Source organism: Dyella sp., assembly GCF_036746095.1.
Taxonomy (GTDB): Bacteria; Pseudomonadota; Gammaproteobacteria; order Xanthomonadales; family Rhodanobacteraceae; genus Dyella_B.
In genome coordinates, this window is sequence record NZ_DAIOEU010000009.1 from 58,855 (window position 1) to 75,038 (window position 16,184).

A 16,184-nucleotide genomic window follows, 5' to 3' on the forward strand; every position below is an offset into this window, starting at 1 on the left:
CAGCCCTCACAGGGTGGTCAGCAAGGCAGAGATGCTCTGCATCAATGCAGAGACGTCGAGGGTCCAGCGTCGTGATGCGGCGCCATTGGGTTCGGTGGTCAGGCTGTTGTTGAGCCGGTCGCGATCGAGCAGATTGTGCCGGTCCGGATCGAGTTCGGCCGACACCACCTTGCTGGGTTTGACGAATTCGAAGCGTGCCCAGCGGCGGTCGTCATCCCAGGTCATGTCCTGGTGCGTGCCATCTTCGAACGTCACCCGCAGCAACTCCGGTGCGGCAACGCCATCGCGGCGCACGGTGACGGTGCTATGCCAGGGGAACGGTCCGGGCGCGCCAGGCTTGGCATCCTTGTGGGCCTTTTCCCAATCGCTGCGCTGCTTGTCCACCTGCTTGTCGATATCTTTGGCATCGACTTCGGTCTGCTTGCCGTCCTTCCACGTAACGCCCGCCTGCGGCAGTACCTCATAGCTATCGATGTCCGCCACTTTGTCATCGATGAACGCCGTGCCGTAGACGTACTCGTTGAAGATCGCATCGACCTCCCTCGCGTTGCCCGAGCTGTCGATCAGCGCGGCCCGGAAATCCGCAACGGACGGATGACGGAATTTCCAGCGCTGGTAGTAAAGCTTGAAAGCCTTTTCCAGCGCCGGTCGGCCAAGACGCTCTTCCAGGTCATGCATGGCGGTGGCCGTGCGTGAATACACAGTGCCGTAACTGGTGCCGGAAAGGCGATCCCAGCTGTTCTGCGCCAGCGGATCGGCGGGATGGAACAGTGTGGCAGTCAAGCGCTCGAAGTCGAATCCGCCCATATGCGGCGTAATGCCCAGCGATTTGGTGAAATGGGTTGCCAGTACCAGATCCTGCTTGCGCTCACGCAGCATGCGGTTGTCCCAATATTCGTTGAGCCCTTCATCCAGGATCGGCTCCTCGAATTCATCGGAAGCCAGGATGCCGTAGAAATAGCCGTGGCCGAATTCGTGGATGTTCACGAAATCACAGAACATCTGATCCACGGTATCAGGCTCGACCTGCTTGAATCCTTCCGACGTGAAAAAGGTGGGATATTCCATGCCGCCCGCTTCCGACGCGTTGTACGGCGGAACGACCGCTGTCACGGTTTCATACGGATAAGCTCCCAGCGTGCGCGAGAAATAAGCGAGCGAATCGATGGTCGATTTCAGCGTCGGCGCGGCGCTGGCTTCGTATTCCGGCGGATAGATCACGCGCACCGCCACCTTCGGGCTGCCTGGCCCTTCGTACGTGCCGTCCAGGGTCTTGAAACCCTTCGCGGCGACCCACGCAAAATCGTGCACGTCGCCCTGCACGAAGTGATAGGTGGTCTTGCCGTTTTTCTGCTCCGGCGTGCCCTGCAACTTGCCGACGGCACCCACGGTGTAATCGCTAGGCACGGTCAGGTGCACATCGTACAGGCCAAAGTCCGCGTAGAACTCGCTGAGGAAATGAAATTCGTGTACGTTCCAGCGCACGGCGGTTGCACCGCGCTCACCGGGCAGCTCGAGCACGCCGATCTTCGGGAACCACTGCCCAACCAGGTTGAAATCGCCCCACCATCCGGTGCGTTCCACCACGCGCGGCAGCTGGCTGAGAAAATCGATATCCAGCGCCAGCGTGCCGCCCGCCGGTACCGGCTGGGCCAGGTCGATGCGCACCACCGTTTCATCCGTAGCCGGACCGCCGTCCGGATGCACGAAGCTCCATGTGAGTGGCGTGCCGCCCTGTTGCACGCTCTGCAGGCGAATCCAGCCCCACTGGCCTTTCTCCAGCACCGCGTTGCCGCGCGAGCTGCCGTGCGCGGTAAGCACCTTGCGCTCGGTGAAGAACGTGCTGCCTTCGTTCTGGAAGGCATTCAAATAAAGATGAAAATAGACGCTGTGCACCTCGCGATCGCTGCGATTGCGCCAGGTCATGTGTTCCTTGCCGGTCACGGCATGCTTGCCGGCATCCAGATCCGCATCGATGGTGTAGCTGACCACGCGATCGGACAGCGTCGGCTCATTGCTGGTGCGCTCGCCGCCCCAGGCATTGGGTGCGCTCTGCGTGCGAATGATGGTGTCGTGCGCGGGCGCAAAGGGAATCTCTTGCACCGCAGCCGCCGACGCTGCGCTGGCAGGCGCCGCGACCTGTGCCATCGCCTGGCATGACCACATCATCACGCAAGCCGCGAGCCATCGCCCGCCGTTGCCCATTGCAAAGCTCATGGATATCTCCCCTTCGCGAATTGATCGAGCGTGCGCTAAAGGCGACGGCAAGGGCATCAGCCAAACGTCATGCCGCGGGCCGTCAGCCCAGCGTAACCGAGCGTGTTCGATGCCGCATGGTTGGGTTACGCTGCGCAAACCCACCACCCGACGTTCAGACACCGCGACCGGAACTTGCTGAAAATCATGGCCATACTGCAACACCCAAGGACCGCCGGAGCCCTTCGACCATGCGCATCCTGATTGCCGAAGACGACCCCTCCATTGCCGCCGGCGTCAGCGCGGCGCTGCGCCAGGGCGGCCATGCGGTCGATCACGTGGTCGATGGCATCCGCGCCGATGCCGCGCTGAAAGACACGCCCTATGACCTGCTCGTGCTCGATCTCGGCCTGCCGGGCGTGGACGGCAGCGAAGTGCTGCAACGCGTACGCAAGCGTGGCAGCGGCTTGCCGGTGCTGGTGATCACTGCCCGCGAAGGCCTGCGCGAACGCGTACGCGTGCTCGATCTGGGCGCGGACGATTACCTGGTCAAACCCTTCGCGCTGGCCGAATTCGAAGCACGCGTGCGCGCCTTGTTGCGTCGCTATACGACCCAAGGCGCGCCGGAAATCACCATCGGTCGCTTGCGCCTGGACCTGCCCGGCCACCGTGCATGGGTGGACGACAAGCCGCTGGAACTCACCGCCCGCGAGTTCGGCCTGCTCGAAGCCTTGGCCGCACGCCCCGACCGCGTCACCAGCCGCGCCCAGCTGATCGAAGCCTTGTGCAGCTGGGACCAGGAACTCACCGACAACGGCCTCGATATCGCCATCTATCGCCTGCGCCGCAAGCTCACCGATTCGGGCACCCACGTGCGCACCATCCGTGGACTGGGCTATCTGCTGGAAGAGGTCAAGGAAGCCGATGCAGGCTAGGCGCCAAAGCCTGCGCAGGCGCCTGCTCACGACCTTGCTGGTGCCACTCACCGCACTGTTGTTGTTGAACAGCCTGATCACCTACATCGGCGCGCTGATCTACGCCAACCACGTGCACGACGTGAACCTGGTCAACGACACGCTGACCCTGGTGAAATTGATGGCCGACAAAAGCCCGGACGGCCGCATCACGATGCAAGCGCAATTCCTGCTGGAATACGAGCCGGAAGGGCGCAACTACTTCAGCGTATTCAGCGAGCGGCATGGCTTCATCGCCGGCAATCCGGCGGTGAAACCGCCGCGCGGCCTGTTTGCGGATGGCCGTGCGCCGCAGCTGTACGACATCCAGATCGAAAAACATGCCTTGCGCGCCGCCAGCATCCAGATGTCCAACCCGCACGAGCCGGATGACCAGCTTGAGGTCACCATCGCCGAAACCCTGCACGACCGGCACCAGGAAGCACGGCAAATCCTGCTGCTCAGCATTCCCGCGCAGGCCTTGCTGATCGTCGCCGCGTTTCTGCTGGTATGGGTTGGCGTCAGCACCGGCTTGCGTCAGCTCGAACCATTGACCAACCAACTGGCCAGCCGCGAGCACGACCTGGCGCCTATCGGCGATGCCGAGGTGCCGGTGGAAATCCTTCCGCTGACGCGCACCATCGATGGCCTGTTCGCACGCCTGCGCGGCATGCTGTCCTTGCACGAACGCTTCATAGCGGACGCCGCACATCAGCTGCGCACGCCCTTGGCCGGCCTGAGCGTGCATGCCGAACGCGCGCAAGCCAGCTCCGATCCGGCCACGATCAAGGACGCACTCAATCACATCCAGCGCCTGATCCTGCGCGCCAATCGCACTTCCAGCCAATTGCTCGCCCTCACACGCGCACAGACGGCACAGCACGAAGCGGGCGATACGGAGCGATTGAATCTCGCCACGCTGATTCCCGAACTGGTCGGCCAGCGTGTACACGAAGCGCTAGCCGCCGACATCGATCTCGGCTACGAAGGCCCTGCCGGCCCGCTGCTGATCGAAGGCGATCGCCATCGCCTGCAGGAATTGCTCGACAACCTGATCGACAACGGCCTGCGCTATGCCGGCCGCGGCAGCGTCATGACCGTATCGCTCGATCGCGAAAACAAGCACATCTGCGTTGCCGTGGAAGACAACGGCCCCGGCGTGCCGCTTGCGTGGATCGAACGTCTGGGCGAGCGTTTTTTCCGCGTGCCCGGCAGCGAAGAACAGGGCAGCGGACTGGGGCTGGCGATCGTGCAGCGCATTGCGGAATGGCACGAGGCGCGCGTGCGCTATCGCAGTGGCAGCAACGGGCGCGGCTTGCGCGTGGAAATCGTTTTCCCGCAAGCGCGGGATGTATGAAACCACGGCGGAATATCTCGTACGCCGGGATGGCAATCCAGCCTCGGCACACCATGACGAATGCCGGAATTCTCATCCGGGCCTGGAACGAGGGCCGAAAAAAAAGCGGCGCTGAGCGCCGCCGTGTTTGTCAGCTTCCCCTGCATGGGAACAACGACAAAAACTTGTATCGAAGAAGTCACATCGCCTTCTTTGCCTTCGTCAGCAACTGATCCAGCAACGCCATCGCCAGATCGATCTCTTCGTAACTGATATCCAGCGACGGCGCGAACGTGATCACGTTCTTGTACCAGCCGCCCACGTCCAGCACGAGGCCGATCTTCTTGCCGTTGTGTTCGAGATCCCCAGCGAGGCCGATGTCGACCATCTTGTCCAACAGTGCCTTGTTCGGCGTGAAGCCATCGTCAGTGCAAATCTCGGCGCGCAACGCCAGCCCCAAGCCGTCCACGTCGCCGATTTCCTTGTGGCGTTTCTGCAAATCCTTCAAGCCCTCGAGGAAGTAGGCACCCTTTTCCGGCACGGTCTTTTCGTAGTCCAGCTCGTAGCCCATCTTGATCACTTCCAGACCCAGCGACGTGCCGAGCGGGTTGGAATTGAAGGTGGAGTGGGTGGAACCGGGCGGGAAGATGGTCGGGTTGATCATTTCTTCGCGCGCCCACAAACCGGAGAGCGGATTCAGGCCGTTGGTAAGCGCCTTGCCGAACACGATGATGTCCGGCGTAACGCCGAAATGCTCGATCGACCACAGCTTGCCGGTGCGCCAGAAACCCATCTGGATCTCGTCCACCACCATCAAGATGCCGTATTGATCCAGCACCTTCTTCAGATCCTTGAAGAAATTGCGCGGCGGCACGACGTAGCCGCCCGTGCCCTGGATGGGCTCCACGTAGAAGGCGGCATATTCAGCCTGGTTGACCTTGGGATCCCACACGCCGTTGTATTCGGTTTCGAACAGGCGCGCGAACTGGCGCACGCAATGATCGGAATACTCCTCCGGCGTCATGCCCTTCGGGCGGCGGAACGGATACGGGAACGGAATGAACATCGCGCGCTCGCCGAAGTGGCCGAAGCGGCGGCGATAGCGATAGCTGGAGGTGATCGAGGAAGCGCCCAGCGTGCGGCCGTGATAACCGCCCTCGAAGGCGAACATCAGGCTCTTGCCGTTCTTGTAGTTGCGCACCAGCTTGAGCGAATCCTCCACCGCCTGCGCGCCGCCAACGTTGAAATGCACGCGACCCTTCAAGCCGAATTTCTTCTGCGCATCGACCGCAATGGTCTTGGCCAGCTCGATGCGCGTCTGGTGCAGGTACTGGCTGGCGACTTGCGGCAACACGTCGATCTGATGCTTCAACGTGTCATTGAGGCGCTTGTTGCTGTAGCCGAAGTTGACCGCCGAATACCACATCTGCAGATCGAGGAACGGCACGCCGGCGGTGTCGTACATGTAGCTGCCCTGGCCGTGGCGGAAGATCTTCGGCGGATCGACGTAGTGCACGGTATCGCCGAAGGAGCTGTATTGCGCTTCGTCGGCGAGCAGTTGTTCGTCAGGGATGACGTAGTTGGCGGCGTTGGAGTCGTATGTGTTCATGGAAAGCGAAATAGAAAGGACGAAAGGTGTGATGGCGCGGCGTTGCCTTAGTCGTCATTCCGACGCAGGCCGGAATGACGGCACGGAGAAGTCGAACATCACGAAGATGGTGCAGATACGCTTCGAGCAAAGGCTAAAAATTAGAAACGGCCGGCAACACTCGCGGCGCGTGTTCTTCCAGCAGGCTGCCATCCAGCAGGCGCGGCAGCAGTTCCAGCGCATCCTCGAAACCGGTGATCGGCACATAAGGAATGCCGGACGTACGGCAATGCTCGATCAGGCGGTGCTTGGCGAACACGAAATCCACCCGATCGGCGGCGCAGAAATCCGAAGCGCCATCGCCGATCAGCAGCGTCTTGCCGCCACCTTGGCGCGCCTGCGCCACGCACGCGCATTTGCAGGTGCCGCTGCGGCAACCTTCACTTTGGAACGGCGAAGTGAGCTGCCATTGGCGCGGCGGTATGCCCGGCGCCAGATGATTGGCGGCCAGCGGGAGGTGATCCAGATCGTAACGCCCAAGAATGCGATGGATGGCGTAATCGAGGCCATCACTGACGATGCGCATCGGTGTGCCGAGTTCAACGGTGCGCGCGACGAAGGCAGGAAACGCGTGGTCGATCCACAAGCCGTCCAGATGCGCATCCAGATCGTCGCGGCCCACGTCGAGCAAGGCCACCTGGCCGCTCATGCATTCGCGCGAACCGATGCGGCCGGCACGCCAATCCTGCTCCAACGCTTCCCAGCCAGGGCGGCCGAAACGATCCAGCAGCGAATCGATCACGTCCTCGACGGAGATGGTGCCGTCGAAGTCGCACAGGATGTTCCAAGCAGCCACTCGCGCCCACTCCCACACAAGATGACGTACATCTTGACGAGGCACCCCTTTCGGTCTCCTTTCCGTGATTTTTGGCTTCCTTGCGTTGCCCGTGCTGGCGAATCATGCAAAGAACAAACACGAAAGACAAACCGACGCGTACAGAAATAAGCCAAATCCGAGGCTGAACCGCTATGCTTAGCTTTTGCGCGCCTTTCATCGACGGTTCCAGCCCGTGCACCATCCCGCACCGCGTCATACCCTTCCCGCTCTGCTTGCCGCCCTGGTGCTGACCGTGCTGGCAGGCTGCACCGCGGCCCCCTTGCCGGACCTGAAGCCACCGGTACCGCAGGCATGGCGCAACGCGCCGGCGACGAGTGCGCCAAATCCGGTGCGCCCCGACCTTACCAACTGGTGGCAAGCGTTCCACGATCCGGAGCTGGATGCGCTGGTCAAGCGCGCGCTGGACAACAACCTGGACGTAAAGGCCGCGACCGAGCGGTTGATTGCGGTGCGCACGCTGTACCGGCATACCAACGACAAGTTCCTGCCCAACCTCACCCTCGACACCAACCAGGTAATCCAGCCCGACGCCAGCGCGTCCTACTTCATCGTCGGCCTCGATGCGTTGTGGGAAATGCCGCTGTTCGGTGCGCTGAAAAGCACGCATCGGCTCGCCGCGGGCGATCTCGATGCGGCGCGTGCGGGGCTGCAGAGCGCCGACGTCACCCTCGTGGCCGAGGTGGTGCGCTGCTGGATCGCGCTGCGCTCGGCGCAACAGCAAGCTGCGTCGCTGGCGGCCGTGCGCGACGCGTATCGGCAAAAACTGCACCTGCTCGAAGTACGCCAAGGCCTGAAGCTGGCCGCGCCCACCGATGTTGCCTCCGCCAAGGCCGAACTGGCCCGTGCGGACATGGCGCTGATCGATCCGCAGCGCGCCATCAACGCCAATGCGCAGCAACTGGCCGTGCTGCTCGGCCAAAGCGAACCCGATCCGGCGTGGCTGGAAAGCGGTGCACAGCCGCAATTGGGCGACTGGCAGATGACGCATGCCCCAGCCGATCTGCTGCGCACGCGTCCCGACATTGCCGCCGCCGAAGCCCAGGTGCTGCGTGCGGCCGGCGAAGCGGGCATCGCGCGAGCTGATATCTATCCGCATATCGGGCTCGGCGCCTCGTTGGACTGGTCGGTGAACCTGCTCAGCCATCACACCTTCATTCGCTCCGGCGACGGCATCTTTTCCGCCGGCCCGGTGATCAACATGCCGCTGTTCGACTGGGGCATGCGCGCGGCCAAGGCTCACGCGCAAACCCACCAACTGCGCGCGGCGGTGTATGCCTATCGGCAGACGGTGCTGCAAGGCGTGGCCGAAACCGAGACCGCGATGGGCGACCTGCAACAGACCCGGCTGCGCGAGGACTTGGCCGCGCAGGCCGTACAGGCCCAGGATGACAACCGCAGCGCGCTGGACAAACGCCGCAGCCTTGGCCTTGCCAGCACGCTGGAACTGCAGGACGCCATGATCGCGCAGCAAAACGCGCAACTGGCATTGGTCTCCGCGCGGGCCGAACGCGATCTCGCCTATGTATCGCTCTATAAGGCCTTGGGTGGCGCACCGCTGCCGCCGGTGAACGTCGCCACCGATTACCACAAGCTTGGCGACAAGCAGGGGACCCGGTGATGGTTGCGCTGGCACGCAAGACCCTGGTCTACGAATGGCGCCGTTTTTTGCCGGCCATTCTCGCGGTGGGTTTCGCCAGTTTGTTGCAGTTGCTGCAAGCGGCATTGGTGCTGGGTATTTTCGGCAGCGCCAGCGTGTACATCACGCGTTCTTCCGCCGACTTGTGGGCCGGCTATCCCGGCACGCAAAGCGTGAACCTCGGCCGGCCGATCAGCGAAGACGTAGCGATGCGCCTGCGCATGGACCCGGACGTGATGAAAGTCGAACCGTTCCGCTGGGTGGATGCCGACTGGCGCGGCCCGCGCGATACCGGCGGCGTGTCGGTATTCGTATCCGGCATCGACGCACGCCCTGACGGCATGATGTTCTCGCGCGTACTGCCTCCTTCCTTGCGCGCGCGCTTGAACGAACCCGGCGCCGTGATCGTGGATGAGGCGGACCTCGACAGCCTCGGCGTGAACGTGGGGGACGCCGCCGCCATCAACGGCCAGCGCGTGCGCGTGGTCGGCGTAAGCCGCGGCTTGCGCGCACTAGGTGGCGTGAACATCGTCGCCTCGCTGGAAACCGCGCGCGTGCTCGACGTGGCGCCCGATGACGCCGGCATGATGACGTACTTCATCGCCAAGGTGCGCCCTGGCGTGAAGCCGCGACGGGTGGCGAAGCGCTTGAACGGTTCGAATGCGTTCGGGCCGTACACCGTTTGGACGGCCAAAGCCTTTGCGCGCGAATCGAGCCTGTACTGGATGTTCGATACAGGCGCCGGCGCCGGCGTGCTGTTCCTGGCCGGCATCGTGTTCCTGGTCGGCTCGGTGATCACCAGCCAGACCCTGATTGCCGCCGTGATCGGTTCGATCCGCGAATACGCCACCTTGAACGCGCTCGGCGTCGGCCGCGGCTCGCTGCGCAAGGTGGTGCTGGAACAAGCGTTCTGGGTAGGTGCATTGGGTTTGGTATGCAGCATCGTGATCGGCTTCATCCTGCTCGCCATCGCGCGCAATCGCAGCGTGCCGATGGAATTGAATCCGCTCATCACTATCGTTTGCCTCGCGCTGAGCATGGCGCTGGCGATCGTGTCCGGCCTGGCGGCGGTGCGCACGCTGCGCCGCGCCGATCCGGCGAGCTTGCTGAGATAATCCCGCCGTGACGAGCATCCCCGCACCTGCCGCTTCTGCAACCACCGTCACGCTGCAAGCCCGCGACGTGCGCAAGACCTTTACCTCCGGCCGCATCGAAAGCACGGTGCTGCACGATCTCACTCTCGATGTGCATGCCGGCGCACTCACGCTGATTTCCGGCCCATCGGGCTGCGGCAAGAGCACGCTGCTGGCCATCCTCAGCGGCTTGCAACGCGCCGATGCAGGGCAGGTGCGCGCACTCGGCCACGACCTCAGCCACTTAGGAATGCGCGAACTGGAATCCTTCCGCCTGCAACACACGGGCTTCGTGTTCCAAGGTTTCAACCTGTTCCCGGCGTTGACGGCGCTGGAGCAAGTGGAATTGCCGCTGAGCTATCTCGGACTGGCCAAGGACGTGGTGCGCAAGCGTGCGGCGGAATCGCTGGAGGAAGTGGGCTTGGGTCCACGCATGAAGCTGCTCCCGGCCGAATTGTCCGGCGGTGAAAAGCAGCGCGTCGCCATCGCCCGCGCACTCGCCAAGCAGCCGGAACTCTTGTTTGCCGACGAACCCACCAGCGCGCTGGACGCCGCCAACGGCCAGATCGTCATCGACATTCTGCACCGCATCGCCCGCACGCATGGCACCACCGTGCTGTGCGTCAGCCACGATCCGCGCCTGGTCCATCACGCCGACCGCGTGCTGGCGATGGAAGATGGCCGCATTCTGAGCGACCATGTGCCGCCTTCGTCACCCACTAACGAGCCCCGCTGAGAACCCACGCATGACCCTGCGCCCGCTCCGTGTTCCGCTCACCCTGCTTGCCGCAGCATTGCTTGCCGGCTGCTCGCAGGACGACGCCCCGGCGGCACCGAGCAATGCCGCCATGCCGGCTTACGCGGCGGTGGCCCGCGGACGCATCGACATCGAAGGCGGCCTGCTCAAACTCACCATGCCCAGCGACGGCGTCGTGGCGCAGGTCGACGCGCATGAAGGCGATCACGTGCACAAAGGCCAGCTGCTGGTGCAGCTCGACCTGGAGCCGGCCAAGCTCGCCTTGGACACGGCGCTCGCCGAACAGCAGCAAGCCATTGCGCAGATCGGCACACTGGAAGCGCGTACCAAAGCAGCCGGACTGCGCGCATCGCGGCTGGAACAAGCCGCCAAGGCCGGCGCCGGCGACGTACAGAGCGCGGACGACGCGCGCGAGGCCGCACGGCAAGCGCAGGCCGAATTGACCAACGCGCGCGCTGCTGCGGCCTTGGCCGCGCAAAAAGTAGCCGGCGCGCGCTATCAACTGGCATTGCGCAGCCTACATGCGCCGAGCAATGGCGAGATCGTGCAACGCATGGTGCAACCCGGCGCCACGGTGTCGCCGGCCACCGGACCGCTGTTCGTGATGCTGCCCGATTCGCCGCGCATCGTGCGCGCCGAGCTCAATGAATCCTTCGTCGGCATGGTGCACGAAGGCATGTCCGCGGAGGTGGATGACGACAGCGGCAGCGGCCTGGCGCCGCTGAAAGCACACGTGTTGCGCATCGGCCGCGTGTTCGGCGCCAGCACCCTGGAAGACGATCCGCAGGTGCGCGCCAATACGCGTTCGGTGGAATGCGTGCTTACCTTCGATCAGCCGCCGTCGACACCACTGCGCATCGGCCAACGCGTGCTGGTGAAGTTCTCGCCCAGGCCGGCATCGACGACGCAGCACTGACATCCGCACCGCTGCGCCGTGCGCGTAACGATCGACGTGACGCGTCCCTCTTCGTCGACCGATCCTCTGCGCGCAAGCCCGGAAAACATCGCAGCCATCGCGATGCCCAGCTCAATAACGAATCAGCACATTTCATCCTGCGGCATCATCGGGGTTTGCGAAAGCATATTCGCTGATCAAGTGCTCGTGTAGTGACATAGCCGCTTGCAGTCGTCGTTCGGTCTCCCGTACCGCCGCCTCTGTTCGGACCACCATCTGCTCGTCAACCAATACCTTGGTATCCAAACGCCGCTCTTCATCGCCAGCCTTGCGCAAGCTGGCGCGTCGTGACTCAAGTTCGTCATAGACTTCGGCCAACGCTTGGCCGATGCTCTAGCGTCACGCAGGATCCAGTTCACGTTGATATGCGCTGCGCAGTTGACTGCGCTGGGCACCTCGCAAGGAAATCTCTTCGTAAAGACCGTGCTTGCACTCACTGGCTGCCGCCCGGCCTCGTTTGGATTCATCCAACACTCGCTCGGCATCCTGCGCCTCATTGCCGGCTTCGACAAACTCGCCGTTTTTCCTGACTACGTCTTCCCGTGCGTCAACGTCCAGCCGGTAGATCGGGCGGCTGCCATTTGCATCGATGGCGTCACTTGTCTGAACTTGCGCCATTGCCGGCGCAGCATGCATGGCATGTAAAAGACCTACATGAATGCCATTCGCTTTATCGGCTTGAATACCAACGGGCGCGAACCACACAGTCTGATTTTCGCTACTCATCGAGATATATGCCTACAAAACAAACCGTCCTTCACTGAGTGCTTGGCGCTGTCAAGCATGGCTTCCGTCCCGCAATTCAGCTGGCATTCTGCAAACAAGGGTCACTGCTTCGGGAGTCACAACAGATGCGCCGCATCTATCGTCATTTCTATTTCTGGGTGTTGCTCGCCATCCTGCTGGGTGGCGGCATCGGCCACTATTTTCCGGCAACAGGTGTTGCACTCAAACCGTTTGGCGACGGCTTCATCGCGCTGGTGAAAATGCTGATCGGCCCGATCATCTTCCTGACTGTCGTACTGGGCATTGCGGGCGTGGCCGACGTCAAGAAGGTCGGCCGCATCGGCGCCAAGGCCATTCTCTACTTCGAAGTGGTATCCAGTTTTGCGCTGGTGGCCGGCTTGCTGGTGGTCAATACGCTCAAGCCCGGCGCCGGTTTTAACGTCACGGCGGCCTCGCTCGACGCCAGTGTGGCAAGCAAGTACGCCAGCGCCGCGCACGAGCAGAACATCATTCACTTTCTGCTGCAGCTGATCCCCGCCACGTTCGCTGATGCGTTCAGCAGCCACGGTGACCTGTTGCAGATATTGCTGCTCGCGCTGCTGTTCGGCTTCGCCATGATCCACATCGGCGACCGCGCCAAGCCGGTGCTGACGTTGCTCGAAGCGCTATCAGGCGTATTCTTCCGCATCATGGGCCTGGTCATGCGCGTTGCACCGCTGGGCGCGATGGGCGCCATGGCCTTCACCATCGGCAAGTACGGCGTGGCAAGCCTGGGGCCTCTATTGAAGCTGATGGGGAGCTTCTACCTCGCCTGCGGCCTGTTCGTGCTGGTGGTGCTCGGTACCATCGCGCGCGCTACAGGATTCAGCATCCTGCGCTTCCTGCGCTACATCCGCGAAGAACTGCTGCTGGTGCTGGGCACTTCCTCGTCCGAATCCGCACTGGTTCCGCTGATGCAAAAGCTCGAGCGCCTGGGCTGCTCAAAATCGGTGGTCGGCCTAGTGGTGCCGAGCGGCTATTCGTTCAACCTGGATGGCACCAACATCTATTTGACGATGGCCGCGATCTTCATCGCGCAGGCCTTGAACGTGGAGTTGACGCTGACGCAGGAGCTGACCCTGCTCGCCGTGGCGATGTTGACGTCGAAGGGCGCCTCGGGCGTGACCGGCGCCGGCTTCATCACCCTGGCGGCGACCCTTGCCGTCGTGCCGTCGGTACCGGTGGCTGGCCTGGCCCTGATCCTGGGCGTCGACCGCTTCATGAGCGAAGCGCGTGCGCTCACCAACATCATCGGCAACGGCGTGGCCACCATCGTAGTGGCGCATTGGGAAAAAGAACTCGACCGCGCCAGCCTGCAGGCCGCTCTCAACGCGCCGCCAGCGCGCGCGACCACACGCAAGCAGGCAAGTATCCCCGAGACCCCGTAGACAAACTTTCTCTCGCCAAGGAGGCCGCCATGAAAGCTGTTCGCTTGTTGCTGCAATACGTCCTGGGCATGGGTGTAAGCGCTACCGCCAGCGCTTACGACCTCAATCGATGGCCGACACGCTATGTCAGTGCCGATGGCACGCAATGGAATGTCACCGGCAACTACCAGTATGACGGGATGTTCGCGCACCGCGGCGACACGATCGAGAATGCGCACACGCATCGCCGCAAGGAGTTCGGACTGAGCGCACGCAGGCCGGGGCAATGGGACGCGATCGCCTACTTCGACTTCCAGTCCAAGACGTGGCTGGATGTGTTCTGGCGCGTGGACAGCCAATGGTTGTTCGGCAAGGACTACGGCCAGGTCCGCCTTGGCCACAGCAAGCCGCAAGTCGGCTTCGAAGGCGGCACAGCCTCGCGCGCCAACAGCTTCGTGGAAATGGCCCTGCCGCTGCAGGCCTTCTTCGAGAGTCGCCGCACCGGCATCGACTGGGCCTTCGAACGGCCGCGTTACCTGCTCAATCTCGGGTATTACTTCGCGAGCGACCTGCAGGGCAAGAACGACGGCAGCACGCTGGTGGCACGCGCCGCCTGGACGCCGCACAAGCAACCAGGCGACGTATTGCACCTGGGCGTGTCCGCCTCGCTGGAGCATCCGCGTGGCAGCATTGATGGCCGCGGTATCTACACCGCGCCATCGATGCGCTGGCGTGCCCGCCCGGAAGCCGGGCTTACCGATGTGCGGTTGAACGATACAGGCAGCCTGAGCCAGGTGCACAGCAATCGCCGCCTGGGCTTCGAAGGCTTGTGGATCCATGGCCCGCTGTCGCTGCAGGGCGAATACCTGCAAGGACGCAGCCTACGCCGGCAAGGCTTGCCAGGTTATGTCGGGCACGGTTACTACCTGTTCGCCAGCTATGTGTTGACCGGCGAATCGCGCAGCTACGCCTCTGGCAATGTCGGCAACGTGGTGCCCGCTCGTCCATGGGGCGCGGTGGAGCTGCTGCTGCGCCACAGTGTGTTGGACCTCGACCATGCTGCAGCGGCGGGCGGACGTGAGCACGATCTCACCATGGGCATGAACTGGTATCTGACACGGCACTTCAAGTTCCAGGCCAACTACATTCAGGCACGCGCCACCCGGCAAGGCGTACAGCAGCGGCCGAACCTGACGGAACTACGCGCCCAACTCTATTTCTGAGCCTGCGCCAGCAGCAGAGGAGCATGATGGATACTCGGAATTCCGCCTGCCTGCAGGCACCCGCCATGTCGGCAGGCCAGCGTCTGCGCTCGATCTTCGGCGGCTCGATCGGCAACCTGGTCGAGTGGTACGACTGGTATGTCTTTTCGGCTTTCTCGCTGTATTTCGCCCAGGCGTTTTTCCCGCACAGCGACCAGACCGTGCAGTTGCTCAACACAGCGGCCATTTTCGCCGTCGGCTTCGTGATGCGCCCGCTCGGCGGCTGGCTGCTCGGCGCTTTTGCCGATCGCAGGGGACGCAAAGCTGCATTGCTGCTTTCGGTCTTCATGATGAGCTTGGGTTCGCTGATCATCGGCCTCACGCCCGATTACCAGCACATCGGTGTCGCCGCACCGGTGCTGCTGGTGCTCGCGCGACTGCTGCAGGGACTTTCCATCGGCGGCGAATACGGCACGTCCGCTACCTACCTGAGTGAAATGGCGCCCGCGCGGACACGCGGCTTCTGGTCGAGCATCCAGTACGTCACCCTGGTGGCCGGCCAGTTGTGCGCGTTGCTGCTGCTGATCGTGTTGCAGCAGTTCCTGCTCACGCCCGCGCAATTGCATGCGTGGGGTTGGCGCATTCCGTTCCTGGTCGGCGCCATGCTGGCCATCATCGCCGTGCTTATCCGCCGCAGCATGGACGAGACCGCGTCGTTCAAGCAGGCCACGCGCGTGGCCAGCCCGCTGCGCACCCTGCTGCGTCATCCACGCCCGGTGCTGACGGTGATTGGGCTGACCATGGGTGGAACGCTGGCCTTCTACACCTACACCACCTACATGCAGAAGTACCTGGTCAATTCGGTGGGCATCAGCAAGGCTGACGCTACCTCGATCTCCGCCGCCACGCTATTCATCTATGCACTGCTGCAACCGGCGTTCGGTGCACTTTCGGACCGGATTGGCCGCCGCCCCCTGCTGATCGGCTTCGGCGTACTCGGCACCCTGCTCACCTACCCCATCTTGTCCTCGCTCACTCAGGTGCAGGGATGGTGGGGGGCGTTTGGACTGATCATGCTGGCGCTGGTGGTGGTCAGCGGCTACACCTCGATCAATGCGGTCGTGAAAGCCGAGTTGTTTCCGGCCGAAATCCGCGCCATCGGCGTTGGCCTGCCGTACGCGTTGACCTTGTCGGTGTTCGGCGGTACGGCTGAATTCATCGCGCTATGGTTCAAGCAGATCGGCCACGAGGACTACTTCTACTGGTACGTGACCGCCTGCATTGCGTGCTCCCTGCTGGTCTATGTCGGCATGCGCGATACGCGCAAGCATTCACATATCACCGAAGGCTAGGCCACCGCGGCGATTGACGCCGGCTGCTTTTTCCGTTGCACGTGCC

General features: G+C 62.9%; 14 protein-coding genes. 9 read left to right on the forward strand and 5 right to left on the reverse strand.

The window, feature by feature from the left end; genetic code table 11:
• Nucleotides 1-6: 6 nt before the first annotated feature.
• The gene (locus tag V7M64_RS06310) at nt 7-2,217 is read right to left on the reverse strand and encodes a M1 family metallopeptidase (RefSeq protein ID WP_333677861.1); all 2,211 of its coding nucleotides are present in this window, start codon (nt 2,215-2,217) and stop codon (nt 7-9) included.
• Nucleotides 2,218-2,447: 230 nt separating this feature from the next.
• Here V7M64_RS06310 and V7M64_RS06315 point away from each other — a divergent pair, with 230 nt between their 5' ends.
• Nucleotides 2,448-3,131, forward strand: a complete 684-nt coding sequence (locus tag V7M64_RS06315; protein WP_333677862.1) for a response regulator transcription factor — start codon at nt 2,448-2,450, stop codon at nt 3,129-3,131.
• A complete protein-coding gene (locus tag V7M64_RS06320) occupies nt 3,121-4,506 on the forward strand; it encodes an ATP-binding protein (protein ID WP_333677864.1) in 1,386 nt (461 codons plus the stop codon). Before V7M64_RS06315 ends, V7M64_RS06320 begins: the two co-directional genes overlap by 11 nt.
• 178 nt (nt 4,507-4,684) lie before the next feature.
• Here the strand turns inward: V7M64_RS06320 and V7M64_RS06325 are convergent, their stop codons facing one another.
• Nucleotides 4,685-6,094 (reverse strand): aminotransferase class III-fold pyridoxal phosphate-dependent enzyme, encoded by a 1,410-nt coding sequence (locus V7M64_RS06325; RefSeq protein WP_333677866.1) that lies wholly within the window; start codon nt 6,092-6,094, stop codon nt 4,685-4,687.
• 133 nt (nt 6,095-6,227) lie between these two features.
• Entirely contained in the window at nt 6,228-6,929 is a 702-nt protein-coding gene (locus V7M64_RS06330) for an HAD-IB family phosphatase (protein WP_333677868.1), read from the reverse strand.
• A gap of 214 nt (nt 6,930-7,143) precedes the next feature.
• On the opposite strand from V7M64_RS06330, the gene V7M64_RS06335 reads away from it, so the two are divergent.
• The 4 genes from V7M64_RS06335 to V7M64_RS06350 are packed head-to-tail and all read left to right on the forward strand — an operon-like array spanning nt 7,144 to nt 11,413.
• Nucleotides 7,144-8,589, forward strand: coding sequence for an efflux transporter outer membrane subunit (locus V7M64_RS06335; protein WP_333677870.1), 1,446 nt, complete (start codon nt 7,144-7,146; stop codon nt 8,587-8,589).
• Entirely contained in the window at nt 8,589-9,722 is a 1,134-nt protein-coding gene (locus tag V7M64_RS06340; protein ID WP_333677961.1) for an ABC transporter permease, read from the forward strand. Before V7M64_RS06335 ends, V7M64_RS06340 begins: the two co-directional genes overlap by 1 nt.
• Nucleotides 9,723-9,729: 7 nt before the next feature.
• Nucleotides 9,730-10,476: an ABC transporter ATP-binding protein gene (locus V7M64_RS06345; protein WP_333677871.1), complete on the forward strand. Its 747-nt coding sequence runs from the start codon at nt 9,730-9,732 to the stop codon at nt 10,474-10,476.
• A gap of 10 nt (nt 10,477-10,486) precedes the next feature.
• Nucleotides 10,487-11,413 (forward strand): HlyD family efflux transporter periplasmic adaptor subunit, encoded by a 927-nt coding sequence (locus V7M64_RS06350; RefSeq protein ID WP_333677873.1) that lies wholly within the window; start codon nt 10,487-10,489, stop codon nt 11,411-11,413.
• 132 nt (nt 11,414-11,545) lie between these two features.
• On the opposite strand, the gene V7M64_RS06355 is transcribed toward V7M64_RS06350, so the two are convergent.
• Nucleotides 11,546-11,770 carry a hypothetical protein gene (locus V7M64_RS06355; protein WP_333677875.1) on the reverse strand — a complete coding sequence of 75 codons (225 nt, stop codon included), beginning with the start codon at nt 11,768-11,770 and terminating at the stop codon, nt 11,546-11,548.
• Nucleotides 11,771-11,791: 21 nt separating this feature from the next.
• Entirely contained in the window at nt 11,792-12,178 is a 387-nt protein-coding gene (locus V7M64_RS06360; protein ID WP_333677876.1) for a hypothetical protein, read from the reverse strand.
• A 125-nt stretch (nt 12,179-12,303) separates the two neighbouring features.
• On the opposite strand from V7M64_RS06360, the gene V7M64_RS06365 reads away from it, so the two are divergent.
• From V7M64_RS06365 to V7M64_RS06375, 3 genes are read left to right on the forward strand one after another with little or no spacing between them, the layout of a single operon-like run.
• Nucleotides 12,304-13,605 carry a dicarboxylate/amino acid:cation symporter gene (locus V7M64_RS06365; protein WP_333677878.1) on the forward strand — a complete coding sequence of 434 codons (1,302 nt, stop codon included), beginning with the start codon at nt 12,304-12,306 and terminating at the stop codon, nt 13,603-13,605.
• A gap of 29 nt (nt 13,606-13,634) precedes the next feature.
• The gene (locus V7M64_RS06370) at nt 13,635-14,807 is read left to right on the forward strand and encodes a porin (protein ID WP_333677879.1); all 1,173 of its coding nucleotides are present in this window, start codon (nt 13,635-13,637) and stop codon (nt 14,805-14,807) included.
• Nucleotides 14,808-14,830: 23 nt separating this feature from the next.
• A complete protein-coding gene (locus V7M64_RS06375) occupies nt 14,831-16,138 on the forward strand; it encodes an MFS transporter (protein ID WP_333677880.1) in 1,308 nt (435 codons plus the stop codon).
• The last annotated feature ends 46 nt before the right edge of the window (nt 16,139-16,184 follow it).